The sequence below is a fragment of the Actinospongiicola halichondriae genome, from assembly GCF_049103745.1.
GTDB lineage: Bacteria > Actinomycetota > Acidimicrobiia > Acidimicrobiales > Salinilacustritrichaceae > Salinilacustrithrix > Salinilacustrithrix halichondriae.
In genome coordinates, this window is sequence record NZ_CP171622.1 from 3,759,155 (window position 1) to 3,780,494 (window position 21,340).

Here is a 21,340-nt window from a genome sequence, read left to right on the forward strand (position 1 = left end):
GAGTCGTCAGCCGCCGATCACCGTGATCTCGTCGCCGTCGGTGACCACGCCGAGATCGCCGATTCCGACCACCGCCGGGATGCCGACCTCTCGGGCGGTGACCGCGGTGTGTCCGAAGGGGCCACCGACGGCGGTGACCACGGCGGCCGCGATCGGGAACACGACGTTGTAGGCGGGGTTCGTGACCGGACAGACGAGGACATCACCGGGCTCGAGACGCTCGATGGCGTCGTCGGCCGACATGGCCACGACCGCCCGTCCGGTGCCTGCCCCGCCGCCGATGCCGTGCCCGGTCGCGACGACCGTCCCACCGACCTCGACGCGCCCGGTCTCGGCGCGTTCCGTGGGTGGGGGGAACCGCAAGCCGAGGTAGGTGCTCACCGCGGCGGTGATCGCGCCGAGACCCTTCGGGAACACCGATGGGTCGGGCGGCGCCCCGGGCTCCCCGCCGAGGACGTGGGGTGCGTCCAGGTCGTGCGCCGCGAGGAACTCGGTGTTCCGATCCCGGATCTCGGCGATCGTCGGCTCAGCCGCGCCGCGCAACACGGCCCCGACCTCCTGCGTCGTGAGCAGGAACACGTCGTCGACGTCGTCGAGGCGCCCGACCTCGACCATGCGGCGACCGGCGTCGAGCACCACTCGTCGGAGCAGCCCGATCGCACGACAGGCCATCGCCGAGTTGTCGTCCATCATCTCGTAGCCGGCTCCGGCCTGGCGGAGCAGCCGCTCGACCCGCGCCCGGTCGTCGGCCGGGATCCGGGCGACGAGATCGAGGATCGGGTCGGTCGGGCCCTCCGCCCGCCCGACCTCGCCGGCGGCCCGGACGGACCGCGCCAGGACGTCCGGCGTCTCGGCCAGGGTCGGAGCGTTCAGGTCGTCGCCGAGCGATCGCCAGCCGTAGATCGCCAGGTACTGGTCGACCAGGCCGCGGACCTCGTCCGAGGCGGCGCGCAGGGCGTCCAGGTCGGCGGGTGATCCGGCGCCCGACCGATCGACCGCTGCGGCGATCGCACGCAACGCCACCGTCGGGGCGGCGGTCGCGGCCGAGCACCCGCGGAGCGCTTCGGCGACCTCGGCACCCTCGATCCCGTGCTCCTGCGCTGCGAGTACCGCCAGGCCGACTCCGGCTGCGGGCGTCACCAGCTCGAAGTGCCGTCGGAACATCGCCCGGGCATCGATCTCCATCCGTTCCAACTCGTCGGCGAGTCGACCGTCGTCGAGTGATCGGAGGTCGAGCGACTGGTGGGCGTCGAAGGTCTGGACCCACCGGGGGCGCTCGTCCCCCCACGCAGCGACGTCGTCCATCCACACCTCGGTCTCGATGGCTCGCCGGGCGTTCTTCTCCCTGCGTCGGAGCTCGGGGTGGACCCGGGTGAGCACCTTCATGACCAGGTCGGGTGGTGGCTTGGCGGAGCCACCCGGTCGGTCCGGCGCGCCCGCCGGCACCATCCGCAGGTATCCCCACCCCCGGACGTGGCACGACTCGGCTCGTGCCAGGGGTGCACCGAGGCGCTCGAACGTCGTCGCGAGACCGGGGCCGAACTCGTCGTCGAACAGCGGGCGCATCATCGGGGTGCGGGGGACGCTCACGTGATCGGCGTCGCGCTCCCAGACCCGGCCGTCGGGCGAGTCGAACGCGGTCGTTGTGGTCGGCATCAGTCTTCCAATCTCTCTGCGGTCACGAGGGTCATCTCGGGACGCGACGTGGGTACGAGGTCGAGGTGTCCGAACCCGGCGGCGGTGAGCCAACGGGCGTAGTGGTCGAGGGTCCAGCAGCGCCCCGTCGACGTGCGGGTCAGGAGGCCGAGTTCGTAGCCCGAGATCCCGTCGGCTCGTGCGCGGTCGGTGGCGACGGCGTCGATGACGGCGATCCGGCCGCCGGGTGCGCACCACTCGGCGGCGCGGGCGAAGAGTGCTTCGTTGCGGTCCGGACCGACCAGGCGACAGAACGCCGCGAGGAGGACGAGGTCGGCGGTGCGATCGAGGTCGACGTCGAAGACGTCGCCGGTCACGAACTCGTACCGCTCGTCGTGACCGTCGTGGGCGACCACGGCGCGGGTGGTGTCGATGACGTGGGGGAGGTCGACGGCGGTGACGGTCGTCGTCGGATCGTCGGCGCACAACGCGCGACCCCACGGCGACGATCCCGCCGCCAGCTCGAGCACGTGTTGACCCGGATCTCGCAGCGCCGGGATCAACTCGTCCTGGAGCAGCGAGGCCATCCAGCCGATGCGCTGTGCGACGCGGGTGTAGGTCTCGTCGGAGACGTCGGCGTCGGACACATCGCGCATCGGCCCACGACCCCGGAGAAGTGTGGACAGCGCCTCGCGTGGGATCGTCATCTCGAGCGCGGCCGGGTCCCGGAGGACCCAGCGTTCGTCCGGCGTCCGATGCACGACGGCGGTCCGGCTGGCGACGTCGAGCGCGAGCTCGAGTGGTCGACGTTCCAGCCCGAGCGCCGCTGCGAGGTCGTCGACGCGCTGCGGACGGTCGTCGAGCGCCGCGAACACCCCGAGCTCGACGAGGGAGTCGAGCACCCGAACGGTGATCGACGCGTCGTGGAGCCAGAACGGCGGAGGGAACGTCACGTCCCGTGTCTCGACTGCGACCATGAGGCAATGATGGTGGGCGTGTGGGGAGGCTGCATCGGTAGGGGATACGTATTCGTCGGTGGCGTGTGCGTACGGGAGGGGTGGGCATGAGCGCGGACGGGGCGATCACCCCGCCGCCGGGCCGGTCCGTCGAGGCCGAGCGGCTGGTCGGTGCACTCGATGCGCTCGAGCGTGGTTCGGGTGGCGTGGTGGTGGTGTCGGGCGAGGGCGGGGTCGGCAAGACCACGCTCTCGGCATGGGCGGCCGAGGACGCCCGCCGCCGCGGCGCCCTCGTGCTCGACGCCCCCTGCTTCTCCCTCTCGGTCGACACCCCCTATGCGTGCCTCGTCGCCGCCTTCGGACCGGTGCTCCGGGGTGAACGCGTCGCTGACCCCGCTGCGCTGACCGATGGCTTGTCGTCGTTGTCGCTCCTCTTCGACGGCATCGCCGGTCAGCACCCACCGTTGGACGACGGAGCGCTGAACCGCACCCGACTGCACGGCGCGTTGGCCACGGTCGTCAGCCGGATGACCGGGGTCGCTCCGGTCGTCCTCGTGGTCGACGACCTCCACTGGGCCGACTCGGCCTCGATCGAGGTCCTCCACGTCCTGGCCAACGACCTGCCCGACGTGGCACTGCTCATCGTGGCGACACTCCGGCCGTTCGAGAGTTCCGAGCGCGCCGAGACTCGTGGCCTGCTGCGGTCGTTCCGACGCTCACCCTGGGGCCAGGTCGTCGAGGTCGGTGGGCTCCACGTCGAGGCCACCCGGGCGCTCCTGCACCAGCGACTCGGAACCGTGATCCCGACCGGGCTCGCCGAACTGGTCCAGGCCCGGTCCGGCGGGACCCCCCTCGTGGCCGAAGAGCTCGTCGAGGTCATGATCGAGACCGGCGCGCTCCGGCCCATCGGCCGTCGCTGGGAGCTGCGCACCACCGACGAGATTCCCGTCCCCGCGGTCGCCGACGAGCTGATCGGTGACCGATTCTCCCGGCTCGACGCCCACCTGATCGAGCTGGTGGCCGCAGTGGCGATCGGCGGAGAGCCGGTGACGACGACGCTGCTCGCCGCCATCACCGGCCGCGATCTCGAGCCGCTCGGCCGCGATCTGGAGTCGCTCCGGCGGGCCGGCCTGGTCGATCGTGCCGAGGTCGGGACCCAGACCGCGTGGGTCGTCCACCACCCGATCATGGGGGAGGTGGCCGTCGCGTCGCTCGCGGGGGCCGACGTCGAGCGGTTCCATCGGGCCTTCGCCGACGAACTCGCCGACGCTCCCGTTTCCCGCCGCGGCCGCCACGTGCTCGGTGCCGGCGACCAGGCCCGAACGGCACCGCACCTGGAGATCCTGGTCGCAGCCGGTCGCGCGGCGCTGGACCGGGGCGCACCCGCCGAGGCGTGCCGCCTCCTCGGTTCGGCGCTCGATGCGATCGACATGACCGGCGTCGCGACCGAGCAACGGGTCGCGGTGCTCGCGATGCTGGGCCAGGCATGGGGTCGCCGTGGCGAGTACCTCGTCGCGACCGACCACCTCGACCGCGCCCGCGAGCTGGCACGAGCCACCGGCGACCTGCGGGCCGAGGCGGCGTTGATGTTCGACCTCCAGCAGGCCGCATGGGGCGGCAACGTCGGGCGGATCGACTTCGAGGCCGAGTGCGACGAGCTCTTCCCCCGACTCGAGGCCGCCGGGGAGTGGACCGCGGCGCATCAGCTCCTGCGCAGCCAGCTCATGCGCAGGCTCCGGTCCGGCGACGCCTCGACGCTGCGTTCGCTCGTCGGTGAGCTCGAACGGGTGGGCGCGCTGGCCGAGGACGACGAGGCCGACCTGTGGTCACGGCACCTCCGCCTGCTGCCCGAGCTCCAAGAGCTGCACGACGGCCGGGAGCTGCTGGCCGAGCTCGACGAGATGCGTCCGCTCGTCGAGCATCCCGAGCTGGTGCGTCGGAACCTGCACGAGCGCCTCGACCTGTTGCTCCTGCTCGGGACCCGCGACGAGATCCTCGAGGCGATCCGCGACGAGCGTGCCCACGACGAGCGGTGGGGCGATCGGCCGACCTGGCGCATCGCCCTCGCGACCTGGGACGTCGCGGCCGGTGACGGCGACGTCGCCCGGATGCGCGAGATCCAGGACATGCTCCCCGACGTCGCCAACGAGCGAGCGGTGGGATACGTGGCCGTGGCCGAGACCATCACCTCGCTCCTCGCCGACGGGACCGGCACCACGCCGCCGGTCGTGACCCACGATGGAGACACCGTGATCACGCATCTGCTCGCCATGGCCGACGTGTGGCGTGGCGCCGGCGACGGCCATGAGGCCATCGACTGGTATCGGCAACGTCACTACGTCGCTGGTGTCCCGGTGCTCGGCCCAGTGTCGGCCGGTCTTGCGATGGTGCGGGCCGGCGATCGGGAGGCGGCGTCGGAGCTCATCGAGAGGCTGTACGACTTCGGTGGCGGCAGCGGGCGGACAGCGGCGTGGGCAGTGGTCCTGCGCGCCGAGCTGGCTGACGGTGCCGGACGCGCCGCCGGTCATCTCGACGCCGCCGACCGGTTCGAGGTCCTGGGCCGCCCGATGGACGCCGCCATGTGTCGGGTCGCCGCCGCCGAGGCGGGCGGAACCCTGACTGCGGCGCAGATCGAGACGGCAGCCGCCCGGTTCGAGGCCGCCCCGTCGCCGTGGATGCTCGAACGGTTGCGGGGGGCCGTCGGCGCCGATCTGACGCCGTCGACGCCCGGCCCGGCCGAGACGCACGGGCTCACCGCCCGCGAGCACGAGGTCGCCGTCGAGGTGGCGCAGGGCCTGAGCAACCGGGAGGTCGCCGACCGCCTCTTCATCAGCATCCGCACCGTGACGAGCCACCTCGACCACATCTACACCAAGCTCGGGATCGGCTCGCGGGCCGAACTGACGGCGATCTTCCGGGCTCCGGGCGCGGATACGTAGTCGCGTTACGCATCGGTACCGATGCCCACCAGCGAGGGTCCGTCGCACACTCCGGTCACTGACCACCTGTGCTGGAGGATCCATGTACCGAACACAAACCCTGAAGCGCCGGACCGGCGCCGTCATCGCCCTCAGTCTCGGGATGCTCGCCGTCGTCGCCTGTGGTGACGACGACGATGCTGTCGCCGGCGGCGTGGGCGATTCACCGACCACGACGACCGAGGTGGACGACGGTGGCGGCGAGCCGCTCCTGGTCACCGCGAAGGACTACGGCTTCGAGGGCCTCCCGACGTCGGTCGAGGTCGGTACCGAGTTGGCCCTCACCAACGTCTCCGAGGAGGAGGTCCACGAGATCGTCCTCCTGAAGGTCGACGACGCCGAGACCCGTCCACTGAACGAGCTGCTGGCTCTCCCGGAGGCCGAACGCGACGCCATCGCCGTGTTCCGTGGCGTGACCGTCGCCTTCCCGGGTGAGGACGCCGGCTTCACCGACGGCTCGATGACGCTGAGCGAACCGGGTCGCTACGTCCTGATCTGCACGATCCCGACCGGTGCCGATCCGCAGGCGTACCGCGATGCCGTCGCCGATCCCGAGGCCGAGGGCCCGCCCCAGGTCGACGGCGGACCGCCGCACCTGGTGAACGGCATGGTCGCCGAGATCGAGGTGGCGTCATGACCACCGTCGACGAGCGCCGCACCGAAGGCGCGATCACCGGTCCACCGTCGGCGTGGCGATCGGCGGCATCGATCAGCGCGGTGGTCGCGTCCTTCGGGTTGCTGTCGCTGCTGGTCACCACCGGCGAGATCATCCCGCCCGCCATCGTCCTCGGCCTGCTGTTCCTCGGCACCGCAGTGGCACTGCGTCGCACGACGGGTCGATGGCCGCTCTACGCAGGCATGGCGCTGCCGGTCATCACGATCGCCGGCAACGCGCCGTTCATCGTCGAGGACATGTCGCATCCCGACTCCGCCGCCGGCTTCGTGCCGTCGGTCGTGATCCTCGGCGGCGTCCTGCTCACCCTGGTGGCGTCGGTGCTCGCGAAGCGGGAGTCGTCGTCGACGCCCCGCCCGCTGGCGCTCGCCACGCTGGGTGTCGCCTCGGTGGCGATCGTCGCCTCGCTCGTGTCATCGGCGTCGCTGTCCGACGACGAACGACAGGAGGGCGACGTCAGCGTCGTGGCCAGCGGGGCCGAGTACCCCGACGAGATCCGGGCGACCGCCGGCGAGGTCGGCCTGTTCGTCGAGAACGACGACGCCATCCGCCACACGTTCCTGATCGAGGGGACGTCGGTCGACCAGGAGGTCCCGGGAGCGACCGATCGACGGGTGACCGTCGACCTCGAGCCCGGCACGTACCGCTACTACTGCGACGTCGTCGGCCACGACGGCATGGAAGGCACCCTCGTCGTCGAGTGACGGCGCTAGGGGGTCCGGATGATCGCCGTCTGGGTACCTGTCCCGAGCAACGTCCCGTCCTGCGCCCAGATGTGGACGGTGCCGTAGCCGTAGCCGTCCTGCACGGCGCCGGCTCGGATGTCGAGCAGGACCCAGTCGGCGTCGGGCGGGGGAGCGGCGGCGAAGCGCACGGTGTTGTCGAGGCTCGTGCCCATCGGCATCCGGCCCATGGCCGCACCGATCGACAGCGGTACGCAGTCGGCCAGCCACCCGAGCGCCGCGCGGGTGCAGCCGCCGATGCCGCTCGTGCTGGCCCACATGCCGATGTGGCCGTCGTCCTGGGCCGGGCCGAATCCGGGGAAGTTGCCGTAGGCCATGCGGCGGTCGGCGCGCTCGACCGCCGTGTCGATCACGTAGGCCGGTCGGTCCTCACGGTTCGGCTTGGGCAGGGTCTCGGGATCGGGCGCGTCGGGCATGGTGACCCAGTGTCCGCTGAGGCCGTCGGACTTCCCGGCGCCGACGCCCAGCATCGTCTCGAAGATGACCTTGCCCTCACGCGTGCCCGTGACGGTGACCTGGCTCGTGCGCTTGCCGGCGACGTCGACCCGGCAGTCGACCTCGATCAGGTCGCCGATGTTCGACGGGCTCAGGAACCGAGTCGTCGACCAGCGGCACGGTGCCCCGACGACGTGCTCGGCCATCTCGATCGACACCGCCACCGGCGCCCCGCCGTACAGCGATCCGAGCGGGTTCGACATGCCCTTCGACACCTCGAGCGTCCACGTGGTGTCACCTCGTTCGACGTCGAGGAGATACCCGGGGGACGTGTTGTCGGCCACGGGCGGAGTGTACGAGTGGCCGACGGCGCCGGACGCCTCGGGAGTGAACGACGTCGCCGTCTACAATCGGCGGACCCTTCGGGGACGTAGCTCAGTTGGCTAGAGCACCTGCTTTGCAAGCAGGGGGTCGTGGGTTCGATTCCCATCGTCTCCACCACATCGACGCCGCTGACCGGCTCGCGTCGGTTCTCGTGACGTGAGGCGCGCCCCTGGGGCGCGTGGTGTTGCAGGAATTCCTGCACTGGCCGGACTCTCGAACGCGGGTGTGTCTGCGGGCGGGTCGGCAACGTACGGTCCGGCCGTGTCCCCCCACCCTGACGACGCCAAGGCCATCCTCACCCGCCACCACGCACCGCCGTGGTTCGAGGACGCCAAGCTCGGGATCTTCGTGCACTGGGGCCTGTACTCGGTGCCGGGTTGGGCGCCAACGCTCGATGGTGACGGCCCGGCGTTCACACAGATCGTCGATGCCATGGCCGACGGCACGATCCCGTATGCCGAGTGGTACCTCAACAGCATGCGGACCCCGGGCAGCGCCACCGAGGCGTACCACCGCGAGCACTACGGCGACGCCCCCTACGACGACTTCCGGGCCACGTTCACGGCCATGCTCGACGACTGGGACCCGGAGGCGTGGGCCGACACGTTCGCGGCGGCCGGCGCCCGCTACGTCGTGCTCACCACCAAGCACTCCGACGGGTACCTGCTGTGGCCGTCGGCGCACCGGCATCCGTTCAAGGACGACTGGCAGACCGAGCGTGACGTCGTCGGCGAACTCGCCGACGCGGTGCGCGCCCGGGGAATGCGCTTCGGGATCTACTACTGCGGCGGCCTCGACTGGTCGTTCGTGGAGCGGCCGATCACCGACCTGGCGTCGGTGTACTCGACCGTGCCGACCGATCCCGTGTACCGCGCCTACGCCGAGGCCCACGTGCGTGAGTTGATCGACCGCTACGAGCCGAGCGTGCTCTGGAACGACATCTCGCTGCCGCCCGAGTTCGCCCGTGACGAGATCCTCGTCGGGTACCTCGACCGCGTCCCCGACGGCGTGATCAACGATCGCATGCGCGTGGTCCCGAACCGGATCGCCAAGGTGCTCGACACTCGGCCGGGTCGGTCGGTCGCCAACTTCCTGGGGCGGAAGGTCTCTGCCGGCGGGGGCATGGTCCAGTCGGTGCCCTACTTCGCCGACTACGCCACCCCGGAGTACACGGCCGAGTCCGAGATCCGCGCACACAAGTGGGAGACGTGTCGCGGCTTCGGGCACTCGTTCGGGTACAACCGCGTCGAGACCGACGACGACATCATCGATGCCACCGAGGTGATCCGCGGCTTCGTCGACACGGTCGCCAAGAACGGGAACCTGCTGCTCAACGTGGGGCCGACCGGTGAGGACGGCGTCATCCCCGAACTCCAGACCTCGCGGCTGGCGACGCTCGGCGGATGGCTCGACCGAAACGGCGAGGCGATCACCGGTACCCGTCCCTGGACCCGCGCCGAAGCGACCACCGACGCCGGCCTCGACGTGCGCTTCACCCAGGCCGACGGCGCGCTCTACGCCATCATCTTCGGCGATCCCGCGCCCGGTCCGGTCGCCATCGCCGGCGTGGCACCGAACGGCCCGGTCGAGCTGCTCGGCCACGGCCCGATCGAGCGAGGGTCGACAACGAACGGTCTCGACATCGTGTGGCCGACGGACGTCTCGTCGGCGGCCGCACACGTCCTCCGCATCGGAAGCCGGGGCTGACTATCCGGGAACGGAGGTCCGCTCGGCCACGACGTCGGCGAGTCGGGCCAGCGACCGATGGTTGCGGGCATGGATGATCGGATCGATGAGAGGACGGGCGAGGTCGGTCAGCGGCCGGAACGCCGGCTCCTCGGTCAGTGTGACGACGCACCGGCGATCGTCGCCGACCAACTCGAACGTCGCTTCGGCCACGACGAGCGGGCGTGACCGGACCCGGAGCTTCAGTCGGCGGTCGGGTTCGACATCGATGACCTCGGTCGAGTCCGGGATCACGAAGGGCTTCGCACCGACCAGGTGATGGAACTTGGTGCCCGGCGACGGCCAGTTGTGGTCGACGTCGCGGATCTCGGATGCGCCGATGAGCCAGTCGGGGTACGTGGTCGGATCGGTGAGTACGGCGAAGACCTCGGATGGAGGTGCCTCGATCTCGCGTGCGGTGAAGGCCATTCGGTGGATCCTCTCGGGCTACTGGGGGGTCAGGTCGGACACGGCGGGACCGTGGAGGAGGGCGCCGCCGCGTTCGAAGCGCGACCCGTGGAGGGGGCAGTCCCACGTCGACTCCGCCTCGTTCCACGTGAGGATGGCGCCGAGGTGTGGGCAGACGCCGGAGACGCGGCATTCCTGGCCGGTCTCGTCGACCGACACGGCAACTCGGTCCAGGCCGTCGGCGACCACGCGTCCCTGGCCACGGCGCGGCCGCGGTCGGGGCACGAACGTGTTGACCCACCCGCCGGCGAGGTGGGCACCGACGTCGAGGTTGGCTCGGACGAGCTCGCGTGCTCCTGCGAGCGGGAGACGGGTCGACGACATCGTCGCGGCCCAGGACGGTGGTTCGGTGCCGAGGATGGTCGCGACGTTCACGGCGGCGGCGGCGACGCCGTTGGTGAACCCCCACTTGTTGAAGCCCGTGACGACGAGAACGCTGGTCGGGCCGGGGTGGAGTGGTCCCACGAACGGCACGGAGTCGGGCGTGGCGAAGTCCTCGGTCATGAACCGGTGGGTCACGGAGCGCACGCCGAAGTGCTCGTCGGCCCACGACACCAGACGCCGGTAACGCTCCACGGTGTCGCCTCCCTGCCCGGTCTTGTGGCTCTCGCCGCCGACGAGGAGGACCTCGGTGTCGCCGGTCGGCGATGGCGCCGTCCGCAGCGAGCGCTTCGGTCCGTCGTGCGCGAGATACATGCCCTCCGGTGGCGGCGCCTCCACCTCGCACGCAACCACGTAGGACGACTGTGGTTCCGTGCGAGCGAAGAAGAGCCCGCGGTCGAGGAACGGGAGCCCGGTCGCGGCCACGGCCCAGCGCGCGGCGATCGTGCCGCGATCGGTGTGGACCCGAACGCCGGTGCGGCCGTCGCTCACGCCGGTGACCCGCACTCCCTCGACCACCGTGCCGCCCCGTTCGATGACATCGGCAGCGAGGTCGAGCACGAACGGCACCGGATCGAACTGCGCCTGGTCTGCCAGACGAGCGGCGCCGGCAGTTGCGTATGGCAGGCCTGACGCGGACGACTGCGCATCGAGTCCGGCAGCGTCGAGTAGTTCGACCTCTCGTTCGACCGCGTCCAGCGAGGACCCGTGCAGTGCGTAGCTCACCGCGGGCCGGACCTCCCACGCGCACTCGATGTCGCGGTCGCGTCGCCGGCGCTCGATCCAGTCGAAGCCGTGCCGGTTCGCCTCCAGGTAGGCGAGGGCAGCATCACGGTCTCGGGTCGCCTCGATCGATTGCGCGGTCAGGTCGTGCAGTACCGAGACCTTGGCTGAGCTGTAGCCGGTCGCGCCCCGGGCGATCTGCCGGGCCTCGACGACCGCGACGTCGACGCCCTGCTCGGCGAGCAGCACTGCCGTTGTGAGGCCGGCGATGCCGGCGCCGATCACGACGCAGTCGACCCGGGTGGGCAGGTCGGCGCCGTCATGATCGATGCGCTCCGACACGGGGTGGTCGAACCAGAGCGACTCGGATGTAAGAGGGAGCGGAGTGGTCGATCGCATGGAGGCTCATGCGGATACCCTCCACGACGCGATTCCAGACGTGCCGAACGCCGGTATGGACTCCGATGTCGAGGGGTAGAGAGGCGAGATGCAGGGCGGCCAGACCATCGACGTCACCAAGGCGGAAGGCGGCCGACTGCGCCGGTGGAACGTCGCGATGGGGCTTCTCCACGCAGTCTCCGGGGCGTTGATGTTGGCCCTCGGCGATGGCACCTTCGAGCTCCCGGTCTCGGTGTTCTCGCTCGGTGGTCCTCCGGGCACATCCCTCGCAGACGGCGACCTCTACGAGGTGGTCGGGGTACCGCTCGCGCTCGGCACCGCGGGCTTCTTGTTCCTGTCGGCGCTCTTCCACGGGATCATCGCCACCGTCGGGTTCGACCGCTACCTCGACGAGCTACGCCACGGACGCAATCGGTTCCGCTGGATCGAGTACTCGCTCTCGGCGACGCTGATGATCGTCTTGATCGCCCTCGTCACGGGCATCGCCGACCTCGCGGCACTGATCGCCATCGCCATCGTCAACGCCACGATGATCCTCTGCGGTTGGCTGATGGAGGTCGCCAATCCACCCGGCCGAGAACGCACGTGGTGGACGCCGTTCGTCGTCGGGAGCATCGCCGGCGCCGGCCCGTGGATCGCGATCGTCGCCGTCCTCGTCTCCAACGCGACCCGCGACGGAGCTGCGACCCCGCCAGGGTTCGTCTACGGGATCATCGTGTCGATCTTCCTGCTCTTCAACTGCTTCGCACTCAACCAGTGGCTGCAGTTCCGAGGACGCGGCAGGTTCGCCGACTACCTCCACGGCGAGCGCGTCTACATCGTGCTCAGCCTGGTGGCGAAGAGCGCGTTGGCCTGGCAGATCTTCGCCAACACCCTGATCTGACCCCGGCGATCAGATCCCGGTCACGCCAGCGCGCTGAGCCCCTGGACGACGAGCAGGCCGAGGATCGACGCGAAGCAGTACCAGTGGTCGCGATGGATCTCTCGGGCGATGGCCGACTGCGTCGCCCGGTCGTCCTCCCGGGTGCCGAGACGGACGGCGTTCGGGACGACCCGAGCGGCAGCCAGCGCGATGGGCGGGACGGCGAGGGCGACCGAGGCGACGACCCAGACGAGTCCGGGGTGGCCGGTGAAGGCCTCGCCGACGAGGCCCGCGATCGTGACGACCATGCCGAAGGTCACGAAGCGGTTCATCGGCCGGGCTGTCGTCGTGACCCGGGCGTAGTACCCGGCGATCGAGGCGAGCACCCGCTCGGGGAGCACCTCACCGTCCTGCCCGCGGACCTGCACGTCGAACATCAGGTCGAACCACAGTACGGCGAGCAGGAACCCGGCGCCGGCGGTCACGACACCGGTCATCGATCGGTCACGGTTCCATCACGACCCAGCCCCGTCGCTGGAGTTCGGCGGCGAGGGCGGCGTCGGAGAGCTTGCGGATCGCCCGGTCAGCAGCGGTCAGTCGCTCCGGTGCCGGGCGGTGCGGTGCGTTCGGTTCGTCGACACGCTCGTACTGCTCGGCTTCGAGTTGTTCGATGAACGCCGCTGCCTCGTCCCGCGTGAACTTCCCGGCGGCCTGACGTTGCGTGAAGCCCATGGGGCCTCGTGCGTCGCGGAAGTCGGAGTGGCCGGCCTCGTTGAGCAACTCGAGGAGCTGGTTGATCTCGCGTGCCGTCGCAGGCGGACCGGATGATTGACCGAAGGCCACGACCACGAGTCTGGTCAGCGCACGGGCTCGCGTCGTCGATGGTCGAGCGGATTCGGCCCGGGACCGCGCGACTCAGAACTCCTCAGGAGCGGGCACGAAGTCGTCCCAGGTGGTCGACGACGGTTCGTCGGCCGGTTCTGGCGCCGGCGAACTCAACGGACGACGGAGACGGGGTACGCCCGACCCGGTGACGACGAGCGCCGCCAGGATGGTGGTGAGCGGCACCGCCGAGACGAGCCCGATGCTGCCCACGAGGGTGCGGATGATCTCGACGGCGATGATCTCCGACGTGATCGACTCGCTGAGCCCGATGCCGACGTTGGAGTAGAAGAGGAGCAACGGGAGCGCCGCCCCGGCGTAGGCGAGCACGAGGGTGTTCACGGTCGAGGCGATGTGGTCTCGGCCGATGTGGACGCCGGTGCGGTACAGGTCGCGAACGGTGTACTCGGGGTTCGCCTCGTGGAGCCGAGCCACGGCGGAGACCTGGGTCACGGTGACGTCGTCGAGCACGCCGAGGCTGCCGATGATGATCCCGGCGAGGACGAGACCCCGCAGGTCGATGCCCTCGGCCGAGACCAGCAGGAAGATCTGGTCCTCGGACGCCAGTCCGGTGATCTGGGCGGCCGACGTGAAGACCGCGCCGAGTACGCCGGTGACCGCGAGCGCCGCCATGGTCCCGAGCAGCGCGACGGTCGTGGTGTCGTTGACGCCGTGCGCGAGGTACAAGGCGGCGAACGCGATCACCGACGCGGACACGAGCGCGACCGGCAGGGGAGGGTGGCCGTCGAGAAGTGCCGGGAAGATGTATCCGAAGAGCACCATCGCCGAGACGACGAGCCCGGCGAGGGCGCGGACGCCCTGGAACCGACCGAGCGCCACCACGGCGATCACGAACAACGCGGCGAGGGCGATCAGCGGCCTGCTTCGCTGGTGGTCGGCGAAGCTGTGCGCGAGCTCGCCGGTGTCGCCCAACACGTACTCGATGACGACGATCTCGTCGCCGGCATCGAAGTCCGGGGTGGGCCCCTGGCTGTCGGGGTACATCTGGAAGCTCCCGGTGGTGCCCGCGTTGGGCCCACTGGTGATCTCGATCTGGATCTCCTCGCAGCGGACCGCCGCCCCGAAGTCCGGGCCGGCGCAGTCCACCGGCGTGTCTCCGATGACGGTCGCGTTGACGCGGTCACCCTGACCGTCGATCCCGGTCGAGAGGCCGGCGCCGCCGCTCGGCCACCAGACGACGAGCCCGACCACCGTCGCGACGGCGACGAGCCCGATCAGGAGGCGGAGGACCCGACGGACGCCGTGGGCGGTGGTCAACGGTCCGTGGTGGTGGTCGTGGTCGTGGCTGGACTCGGTCACCGATCCATCGTCCCCGACGGCGGCGCCGGCGTGGTGGACCGACGATTCGTCCGACCGGGCGACGTCGTTACGATCGTCGGCCATGTGTGCGACCTGCGTAGCCGAGGGAGTGACCTACGTGGGCGGCTCGGTCGGAGCGCTCCGGCTGATGGCGTACCGAGCGTCGCGTCGGCGGAAGCGAGGGTTCGCTGCCGCCCCCGAGACCGAGCATGCGAGCGGCTCCGTTCCCGTCCCTGCCGAGGACGCTTCGGCTTGAGCCGCAGGGCGTTTGTGGGTGCTTCGGCGCGCCCTCTATCTTCGCGAGAGTGATAGTCATTCTCATTACAGTAGTGGAGGAGTCATCGTGAGGTCGTTGTGCGTGCTGGTCGGAGCGGCGTTGCTCGTCGCCGGATGTGGACGAGGTGTCGAGCAGTCCGATGGCAACGGCCGTCCGACGATCGTCGTCACGACGAGCATCCTCGGCGACGTCGTCGCCGAGATCGTCGGCGACGATGCTGAGGTCGTGACGATCATGCCCGTGGGCGCGAGCCCGCACGACTTCCAGTCGTCGGCGCGTGAAGCAGCACAGATCCGCGACGCCGACGCCTTGATCGTCAACGGTGGCGGTCTCGAGGAGTCGCTGGTCGACGTGATCGCCGGGGCGGTGGACGACGGCGTCCCGACCTTCGAGGCGTTGGATGCGGTCGAGGCGCTCCACGACGATCATGAGGACGACGATCATGAGGACGACGATCACGAGGACGACGATCACGAGGACGACGGCCACGGCCACGACGATCACGACCACGGTAACGAGGACCCGCACTTCTTCACCGACCCGGTGCGAATGGCGGAAGCGGTCGAGGGAATCACGGACTTTCTGGTCGACACGGTGCCCGCGCTCGACGGCCCGCTCCTGCATCAGCGGGCGGATCGCTATCGCGCAGCGTTGGAGGACCTCGACCTCTCGATCGTCGCCCTCTTCGCCGACCTCTCCCCATCGAGTCGGGTGCTGGTCACCAACCACGAGGTGTTTGCCTACTTCGCCGAGCGGTACGACTTCACGGTCATCGGTACGGTGATCCCCGGTTCGTCGACCACCGACGCCGCCAGCGCCGGCGATCTCGCGGCGCTTGCCGACGCGATCGAGCGCGGCGGTGTCCCGGCGATCTTCGCCGACACGTCGTCGCCGGACCGGCTCGCACGAACTCTCGCCGACGAGATCGGCGACGTCACCGTCGTCGAGCTGTTCTCCGAATCGCTCGGATCAGCCGGCTCGGGTGCGGAGACCTACGTCGAGATGATCGAGACCAACGCGACTCGAATCGCCGACGCGCTGCGTTGACCGCGGTGGTCGACGAGGAGGGTCATGCGATGTGGGGCGGGAAGGTGACCTCGGCAGCCGTGACGGTGTCGCCCCGTCGACCGGGAGCATCGGTGTACTTCCAGTAGAGGTTGGTGTGCGCGATGACCTGTGAGGCATCGAGCGGTGCGCCGTACTTGCTCGGGTCGTCGGTGGTGTGTGCATCGGCGACGAGGGTCGCGTCGTAGCCACGCACCAGGGCGCCGTGCAGCGTGTTGCGGATGCAGGCGTCGGTCTGGGCGCCGGCGACGACCAGGTGCCCCACGGCCCGCTCCGCCAGGAGCTCCTCGAGCTCGGTCTCCTCGAACGAATCGCCGTGGTGCTTGTGGACGAGCGGCTCCGACGGGTCGCGCCGCAGTTCGTCGACGTACTGCCAACCTTCGCTTCCCTCGGGGAGGTCGTCGTCGCCGTGCTGGACCCAGATGACCGGTGCCCCCGCAGCCCGTGCGCGGTCGAGCGCCACGTTGATGTTGGCGATCACCGCGTCACGATCGTGGGCCTCGGCCACGACGTCGCGCTGGACGTCGATGATCAGGAATGCCGTGTTGGGGCGCTCGGGGAGTGAGGTCATGGTCACGTCCTCCACGCGATCGGGTACCGCGACATCGGTGACTCTACGGATGTCTCCGCGCCGTGTCGCTAGTCTTGACCGCACGGTCAATTGACTCCCAGGGGGATCCATGACGGACACCACAGCAGCACGGCCCGACGCCGACGCGGCAGCGGAGGACGCGGCCACCGACGAGGCGGCCGGTCGCTACCAGTCGCCGCGTGGCAAGTTCGAGATCTTCCGCGCCCCCGACCTCCCCAAGCCGCCGACGCCCCAGGTGATGGAAGGCGTCGACCTGTCCGGAGCCGCCGACGGCTTCGACTACAGCGGACTCCTCGACGACAACGACGAGGGCGAGGTCCGCGACGCGATCGGCGAGATGGTCCGCGCCATCGCCCCGGGCACGGTCACCACGCCGCTGTTCGGTCAGGGCGGCAAGGACGGGATGTCGTTGGTGCACGTCTGGTTCGGTCCGGACTTCCCGCTCTTCCGTCACAGCCACCCCCGCTACGGCGACTGCCTCTACTACGTGATCGCCGGCGAGGTCGTCCTCGGCAGCCAGCGCCTCGGTCCGGGTGACGGGTTCTTCGTCCCCAACGAGATGCCGTACAAGTACAAGGCCGGACCCGAGGGCGTCGAGGTGCTCGAGTTCCGCGCCGGCGGCGGGGTCAAGGGTGGGCCGGGGATGAAGCTCGACGAGCGTTCGGTCGCCGGCATCCGCAAGCTGGCCGAACTCGCCACGGCGCAACACGAGACCTGGGCATCGGCCGCGCCGGCGCCCGGCGGAGCACTGTTCGACCCCCAGGCCTAGACGTCCTCGCAGACCCCGCCGCCCGGGGTGCGGGCACGAGGCGGCTACGGTCCGAGGACATGGCGATCGCGGGCACGCCGGCAGTTTCGACGCGTCACTTCGACGTGCGCTGGATCACGAGGGCACCCGTCGACGTGCTCGTCGCCTTCGCCTGGGTGCCGATCTGGCTGGTGGCGCACGCGGTTCGGGCCGACACCGACGCGGTCGCGGCCCTGGCCGGGTGGGTGCTGCTGATCTCGTTCGCGCACCAACCGGTGACGCTGCCCCTCATCTACGGCGACGTGCGTGAGCGACGACGACGGACCCGACTCCTGGTCGCCGCGCCGGTGGTCGCCGTCGTGGCCGCGTTCGTCGGCCTGACGATCAGCGTGCTGGTCACCGCGCTCGCGGCCGCCGCCTGGAACGGTCACCACACCCTCCGACAGCGTTACGGCATTCTGCGTGTCTACGGACGCAAGGTCGGCCAGACCGACGGTGACCATGAGCAGGGGATCCTGTTCTGGTGGTTCGGGGCCGCCGTCGCTGTCGTGTTCGCCGACCCCGGTGCGCCGGACAAACTGCAGGCGCTCCCGCTCGGTCGCGTCAACACACAGATCATCGACTTGTTGGCGATGCTGCGGCCGATCGCCGTCGTGGTCGCCCTGGTGACGATCGTCGGGGCGAGCATCACGACGTGGCGGTGGGCGTCGCTCGAACGGACCCGCGACCGGCTGAACCCGGCCAAGTACCTGTACCTGTTCGGCGCGTTCGGTCTCTTCGCCATGGCTCCCGTCGACCCGGTGGCCACCGTGTTGGGGTTCGCGTTGGCCCACAGCATCGAGTACTTCGTCGTGGTCCACGGCACCGTGCGGCGCCGGGCGACGGCCGGATCGCTGCTCGAGCGTGTCGTACGGCCGCGCTTCGGCCCGGCGCTGTTCCTCACGATCTACACCGGGATGGTCCTGGCTCTGGTCGCCGGACTGAAGACCGGACTGTCTCGCAACCTCTTCGGTGCGATCTATCTCGGCTTCGGGGCACTGCACTTCGCCTACGACGGGCTGATCTGGAAGCTCCGGTCGCCGGCGGTGGCTCAGCAGTTCGATGTGGTCCCGGGTCTCAGTTCTGACTGATCCAGTTGCGGGTCCAGGCCTTCTGGTCGGCGTTGCAGTGCATGTCCCACTCGAAGCCGGTCAGGGCGAAGGCATAGCAGTCGGCCCAGACCTCGGCGGCGTTGCCCGCACCGGGGAAGCCTGTGGGCGGAGCGCCCAGGTAGGCGTTGGTGCCGTACTCGTAGGCCACGAGGTGGCCGATCTCGTGCACGGCCACGAAGGCGATGTGGTCCCACGAGTCGTCCGCCTGGCCGGCGCCGATCTGGACGAGCCGGTTCGGCCAGGCCCACGAGGTGTTGCCGGGGATCCACTCGAGGACATAGTCGACCCGGTCGCGGTGGCGGGCCGGGACGTAGGCCTCGATCGCGGCACGGGCTCGCTCGAGACCAGCCGCGGGACCGGGGTCGATCGACGGAGTCGGCGCCGGTGCGGGCTCCGGTGCTGGTGGCGCGGTCGTCGTGGGCGGGGGCTCGACCGGCGCCGGGGTCGTGGTCGGCGGGGTCACGACGACCGGCGCCGGTGCGGGGGTTGGAATGACGACGGTGGAAGGCCACACGCCGATCGTGGCTCGGGTCGGGAGTTCGTCGGTGGCGGAGGCCGCAGCGGTCTCGGTCGCCGTCGTCGGGAGGGCGGCCACGGGGTCGGGCAGTGCGCCGGTGGTCTCGGCGGTTGCGGTGATGCCGACGATGGTGGCGAGGGCGATGGTCACGGCGGTGGCGGTCGTCACGAGGAGGTGGCGCAAGCTCATGCAGGTCATCGTGAAGACGGCGGATCTGGTGCCGATCTGGGAAACCTCAAGATCGGACCAAGACCGAGGTCGAGCATCCGAGATGCCGCTCTGCCCTTCGATCGGGGATACTGAGCGGCATCCCTCCTCCCCCCGAAGGGCCCCCCGATTGAGTGACGTGCGCGAAGGCTCGTGGTCCCCGTGACGGGCGACGACGCATCAGCCGGGCAGCCGCGAGTCCGTGTCCTCGTCGTCGAGGACGAGTGGATCAACCGCCGGCTGGTGATCGCACAGCTCGAACGACTCGATCACGACCCGGTGGGTGTCGAGACCGCGTCCGACGCGCTCGCCGCTCTGCGCTCGCCCGAGCGTGTCGACATCGTGTTGATGGACTGGCAGCTACCGGACCTGAACGGCCTCGACGCCACTCGACGGATCCGCTCGATCGAGGAGTCGACCGGCGGTCACGTCCCGATCATCGGCATGACGGCGCGGACCGCCGAGGGTGATCGAGAGGCCTGCCTGGACGCCGGGATGGACGACTTCCTCCCGAAGCCGATCGTCCTCGACGAACTCGAGGTCGTGATCGAACGGTGGCGGCCGGTCTCGCCGATCGGACCGTGAGGAGCCCGTCGAGGCTCAGTCCGTCGGCTGGTTGCCGTAGCGGTCGACGTGGAGCACGTCGGCGACGTCGGGGCGCGTGGTCGGGCCGTACTTCCCCTTGGCCCAGCCGATCGGGATGATGCAGACCGGGTTCATCGATCGGGGGAGATCGAGGATCTTGCGGGCGGCGGGAACACGCCAGATCGGCAGCGTCTGCAACGAGGCACCGAGGCCCACGGCGCGGCATCCGAGCAGCAGGTTCTGCACCGCCGGGTACACCGAGCCGTAGTAGCTCGACACCGAGATCTGCGGCCGACCGACGGGGCGGTGCTTGAGGTTGCGGCGATAGCACGGGATCACGAACAACGGGATCTCGTCGAAGTGGGCCATCTGCCACTCGCCGGGACGCATCTGCCGTTGGCGTGCTTCGTCGTTGCGGGCCAGCCACCGCTCGACGGGCTGCATGCGTCTGTGGAGTTGGGCGTAGAGGTCGCCGAGGGCTCGTTTCTGGTCGACGCCGGTGATCACGAGGAACGACCAGTCCTGCGAGTTCGAACTCGTGGGGGCCTTGAGTGCGAGGGCGAGCAGTCGCCGGATCAGTTCGGGATCGACCGGGTCGGGATGGAGACGTCGGACGGCGCGCTGCGTCATCATCGCGTCGACGAGCGGCATCTCGAGTCGCTCGAGTGCCTCGTCGAGGGTGGGAGGGGTGAACGTGTCCGCCATGGCGCGACGGTAGGTCGTCGCCGCGTGCGAGTCAGATGTCCATGCCGTGGTGGGGCGGCAACTCGGCCCGACCGATGGCGTCGGCGCGACGGTGGAGGAGCGCCGCGGTGTCTTCGAGGTTGCGACCGATGATGAAGTCGCCCCGCTTGGCGCCTTCGACGGCGAAGCGTCCGAGCGCGGGCACGTCGGCCACGGGGACCTCCTTGCCGCCCTTCTCGAGTGCGGCCTTCAGTTCCGTGAACGTCATCGATCGGCGTGCGGCGGTTCGTTCCCGGGCGAACTCGGCTGGCCGGTTGCGATTGGCGGTGTAGAGGCCCGAGTCGATCAGGCCACCGCTCGGGTAGAAGACCGAGGCCCGGATCGACGTGCCGTCGGAGATGAGGTTGTGGGCGAGCGCCTCGGTGAAGCAGGAGACCGCGGCCTTGGACGCGGCGTAGACGCTCGCCCGCGGGACCGGCGCGAAGCCGCCGTCGCCCGACGAGGTGTTGATGATCCGACCGGGCTCGCCGGACTCGATCATCCGCGGGATGAACGCGGCGCACCCGTTGGCAGTGCCGAACACGTTGACGCCGAAGCACCAGCGGAAGTCGTTGAACTCCTGCTCCCACGGCTTGCCGCCACCACCGCTCGTGACGCCGGCGTTGTTGAACAGCAGGTGACACGCGCCATGGGTCGAGAACACCGAGTCGGCGAGGGCCTCGAACGACGCGGGGTCGCTGACGTCGGTCCGGATGCCGATGACGTCGCCCCGGCCGGCGAGTTCGGCCACGGTCGCGTCGAGGACCGGTTCCTCGATGTCAGCGATCACCACGCGGGCGCCCTCGTCCAACAACGCCTCGACGATCGAGCGACCGATGCCGTTGGCGCCGCCGGTGACCACCGCGACCTTGTCCGTCAGGCCCGAGAGATCTGGTTCGCTCATCGGCAGG

The 21,340-nt window shown here is 70.0% G+C and carries 21 protein-coding genes and 1 tRNA gene; 10 read left to right on the plus strand and 12 right to left on the minus strand.

Translation table 11 applies throughout. The annotated features are described in order from the left end of the window. Window positions 1–6: 6 nt before the first annotated feature. Both AB8619_RS18650 and AB8619_RS18655 read right to left on the minus strand, forming a co-directional pair. Window positions 7–1,656, minus strand: a complete 1,650-nt coding sequence (locus AB8619_RS18650) for a PEP-utilizing enzyme (protein ID WP_436794128.1) — start codon at window positions 1,654–1,656, stop codon at window positions 7–9. Then, window positions 1,656–2,612, minus strand: a complete 957-nt coding sequence (locus AB8619_RS18655) for an SAM-dependent methyltransferase (protein WP_436794129.1) — start codon at window positions 2,610–2,612, stop codon at window positions 1,656–1,658. Before AB8619_RS18655 ends, AB8619_RS18650 begins: the two co-directional genes overlap by 1 nt. An 86-nt stretch (window positions 2,613–2,698) precedes the next feature. Between AB8619_RS18655 and AB8619_RS18660 the strand changes: the two genes are divergently transcribed. The 3 genes from AB8619_RS18660 to AB8619_RS18670 all read left to right on the plus strand — a co-directional run bounded on the left by AB8619_RS18660 (window position 2,699) and on the right by AB8619_RS18670 (window position 6,946). Then, window positions 2,699–5,530, plus strand: a complete 2,832-nt coding sequence (locus AB8619_RS18660) for a helix-turn-helix transcriptional regulator (protein ID WP_436794130.1) — start codon at window positions 2,699–2,701, stop codon at window positions 5,528–5,530. 82 nt (window positions 5,531–5,612) lie between these two features. Beyond that, window positions 5,613–6,206, plus strand: a complete 594-nt coding sequence (locus AB8619_RS18665; protein ID WP_436794131.1) for a hypothetical protein — start codon at window positions 5,613–5,615, stop codon at window positions 6,204–6,206. Then, window positions 6,203–6,946 carry a cupredoxin domain-containing protein gene (locus tag AB8619_RS18670; protein ID WP_436794132.1) on the plus strand — a complete coding sequence of 248 codons (744 nt, stop codon included), beginning with the start codon at window positions 6,203–6,205 and terminating at the stop codon, window positions 6,944–6,946. The genes AB8619_RS18665 and AB8619_RS18670 overlap by 4 nt, the downstream gene beginning before the upstream one ends. A gap of 5 nt (window positions 6,947–6,951) precedes the next feature. Here AB8619_RS18670 and AB8619_RS18675 read toward each other — a convergent pair whose 3' ends face one another. After that, window positions 6,952–7,764 (minus strand): acyl-CoA thioesterase, encoded by an 813-nt coding sequence (locus AB8619_RS18675; RefSeq protein WP_436794133.1) that lies wholly within the window; start codon window positions 7,762–7,764, stop codon window positions 6,952–6,954. A gap of 80 nt (window positions 7,765–7,844) precedes the next feature. Between AB8619_RS18675 and AB8619_RS18680 the strand changes: the two genes are divergently transcribed. Together AB8619_RS18680 and AB8619_RS18685 are read left to right on the plus strand one after the other, a co-directional pair. Then, window positions 7,845–7,921 (plus strand) — tRNA-Ala (locus AB8619_RS18680). A 144-nt stretch (window positions 7,922–8,065) separates the two neighbouring features. Next, entirely contained in the window at window positions 8,066–9,511 is a 1,446-nt protein-coding gene (locus tag AB8619_RS18685; RefSeq protein WP_436794134.1) for an alpha-L-fucosidase, read from the plus strand. On the opposite strand, the gene AB8619_RS18690 is transcribed toward AB8619_RS18685, so the two are convergent. Both AB8619_RS18690 and AB8619_RS18695 read right to left on the minus strand, forming a co-directional pair. Beyond that, the gene (locus tag AB8619_RS18690; RefSeq protein WP_436794135.1) at window positions 9,512–9,958 is read right to left on the minus strand and encodes an SRPBCC family protein; all 447 of its coding nucleotides are present in this window, start codon (window positions 9,956–9,958) and stop codon (window positions 9,512–9,514) included. It lies immediately after the preceding gene. A gap of 18 nt (window positions 9,959–9,976) precedes the next feature. Then, complete coding sequence (locus AB8619_RS18695) at window positions 9,977–11,443, minus strand: FAD-dependent oxidoreductase (protein ID WP_436794136.1); 1,467 nt, start codon at window positions 11,441–11,443, stop codon at window positions 9,977–9,979. Between the two features lie 145 nt (window positions 11,444–11,588). On the opposite strand from AB8619_RS18695, the gene heR reads away from it, so the two are divergent. Next, window positions 11,589–12,383: a heliorhodopsin HeR gene (heR, locus tag AB8619_RS18700; protein WP_436794137.1), complete on the plus strand. Its 795-nt coding sequence runs from the start codon at window positions 11,589–11,591 to the stop codon at window positions 12,381–12,383. Between the two features lie 20 nt (window positions 12,384–12,403). Here heR and AB8619_RS18705 read toward each other — a convergent pair whose 3' ends face one another. The 3 genes from AB8619_RS18705 to AB8619_RS18715 all read right to left on the minus strand — a co-directional run bounded on the left by AB8619_RS18705 (window position 12,404) and on the right by AB8619_RS18715 (window position 14,648). Continuing rightward, window positions 12,404–12,859: a hypothetical protein gene (locus AB8619_RS18705; RefSeq protein WP_436794138.1), complete on the minus strand. Its 456-nt coding sequence runs from the start codon at window positions 12,857–12,859 to the stop codon at window positions 12,404–12,406. Between the two features lie 7 nt (window positions 12,860–12,866). After that, window positions 12,867–13,205: a hypothetical protein gene (locus AB8619_RS18710; RefSeq protein ID WP_436794139.1), complete on the minus strand. Its 339-nt coding sequence runs from the start codon at window positions 13,203–13,205 to the stop codon at window positions 12,867–12,869. 72 nt (window positions 13,206–13,277) lie between these two features. Next, window positions 13,278–14,648 (minus strand): YibE/F family protein, encoded by a 1,371-nt coding sequence (locus AB8619_RS18715; protein WP_436794140.1) that lies wholly within the window; start codon window positions 14,646–14,648, stop codon window positions 13,278–13,280. 190 nt (window positions 14,649–14,838) lie between these two features. Here AB8619_RS18715 and AB8619_RS18720 point away from each other — a divergent pair, with 190 nt between their 5' ends. Continuing rightward, window positions 14,839–15,888, plus strand: coding sequence for a metal ABC transporter solute-binding protein, Zn/Mn family (locus tag AB8619_RS18720; protein ID WP_436794141.1), 1,050 nt, complete (start codon window positions 14,839–14,841; stop codon window positions 15,886–15,888). Between the two features lie 22 nt (window positions 15,889–15,910). On the opposite strand, the gene AB8619_RS18725 is transcribed toward AB8619_RS18720, so the two are convergent. Then, a complete protein-coding gene (locus AB8619_RS18725; RefSeq protein WP_436794142.1) occupies window positions 15,911–16,477 on the minus strand; it encodes an isochorismatase family protein in 567 nt (188 codons plus the stop codon). A gap of 109 nt (window positions 16,478–16,586) precedes the next feature. On the opposite strand from AB8619_RS18725, the gene AB8619_RS18730 reads away from it, so the two are divergent. Both AB8619_RS18730 and AB8619_RS18735 read left to right on the plus strand, forming a co-directional pair. Continuing rightward, window positions 16,587–17,267, plus strand: a complete 681-nt coding sequence (locus AB8619_RS18730) for a cupin domain-containing protein (RefSeq protein WP_436794143.1) — start codon at window positions 16,587–16,589, stop codon at window positions 17,265–17,267. A 59-nt stretch (window positions 17,268–17,326) separates the two neighbouring features. Beyond that, window positions 17,327–18,376: a hypothetical protein gene (locus tag AB8619_RS18735; protein ID WP_436794144.1), complete on the plus strand. Its 1,050-nt coding sequence runs from the start codon at window positions 17,327–17,329 to the stop codon at window positions 18,374–18,376. Here AB8619_RS18735 and AB8619_RS18740 read toward each other — a convergent pair. After that, a complete protein-coding gene (locus AB8619_RS18740; RefSeq protein WP_436794145.1) occupies window positions 18,363–19,103 on the minus strand; it encodes a hypothetical protein in 741 nt (246 codons plus the stop codon). The genes AB8619_RS18735 and AB8619_RS18740 overlap by 14 nt on opposite strands. A gap of 180 nt (window positions 19,104–19,283) precedes the next feature. Between AB8619_RS18740 and AB8619_RS18745 the strand changes: the two genes are divergently transcribed. Beyond that, window positions 19,284–19,706: a response regulator gene (locus tag AB8619_RS18745; protein ID WP_436794146.1), complete on the plus strand. Its 423-nt coding sequence runs from the start codon at window positions 19,284–19,286 to the stop codon at window positions 19,704–19,706. A gap of 15 nt (window positions 19,707–19,721) precedes the next feature. Here AB8619_RS18745 and AB8619_RS18750 read toward each other — a convergent pair whose 3' ends face one another. Together AB8619_RS18750 and AB8619_RS18755 are read right to left on the minus strand one after the other, a co-directional pair. Continuing rightward, entirely contained in the window at window positions 19,722–20,411 is a 690-nt protein-coding gene (locus AB8619_RS18750; protein ID WP_436794147.1) for a nitroreductase family protein, read from the minus strand. 31 nt (window positions 20,412–20,442) lie between these two features. Next, entirely contained in the window at window positions 20,443–21,333 is an 891-nt protein-coding gene (locus AB8619_RS18755) for an SDR family NAD(P)-dependent oxidoreductase (RefSeq protein ID WP_436794148.1), read from the minus strand. Window positions 21,334–21,340: the final 7 nt, after the last annotated feature.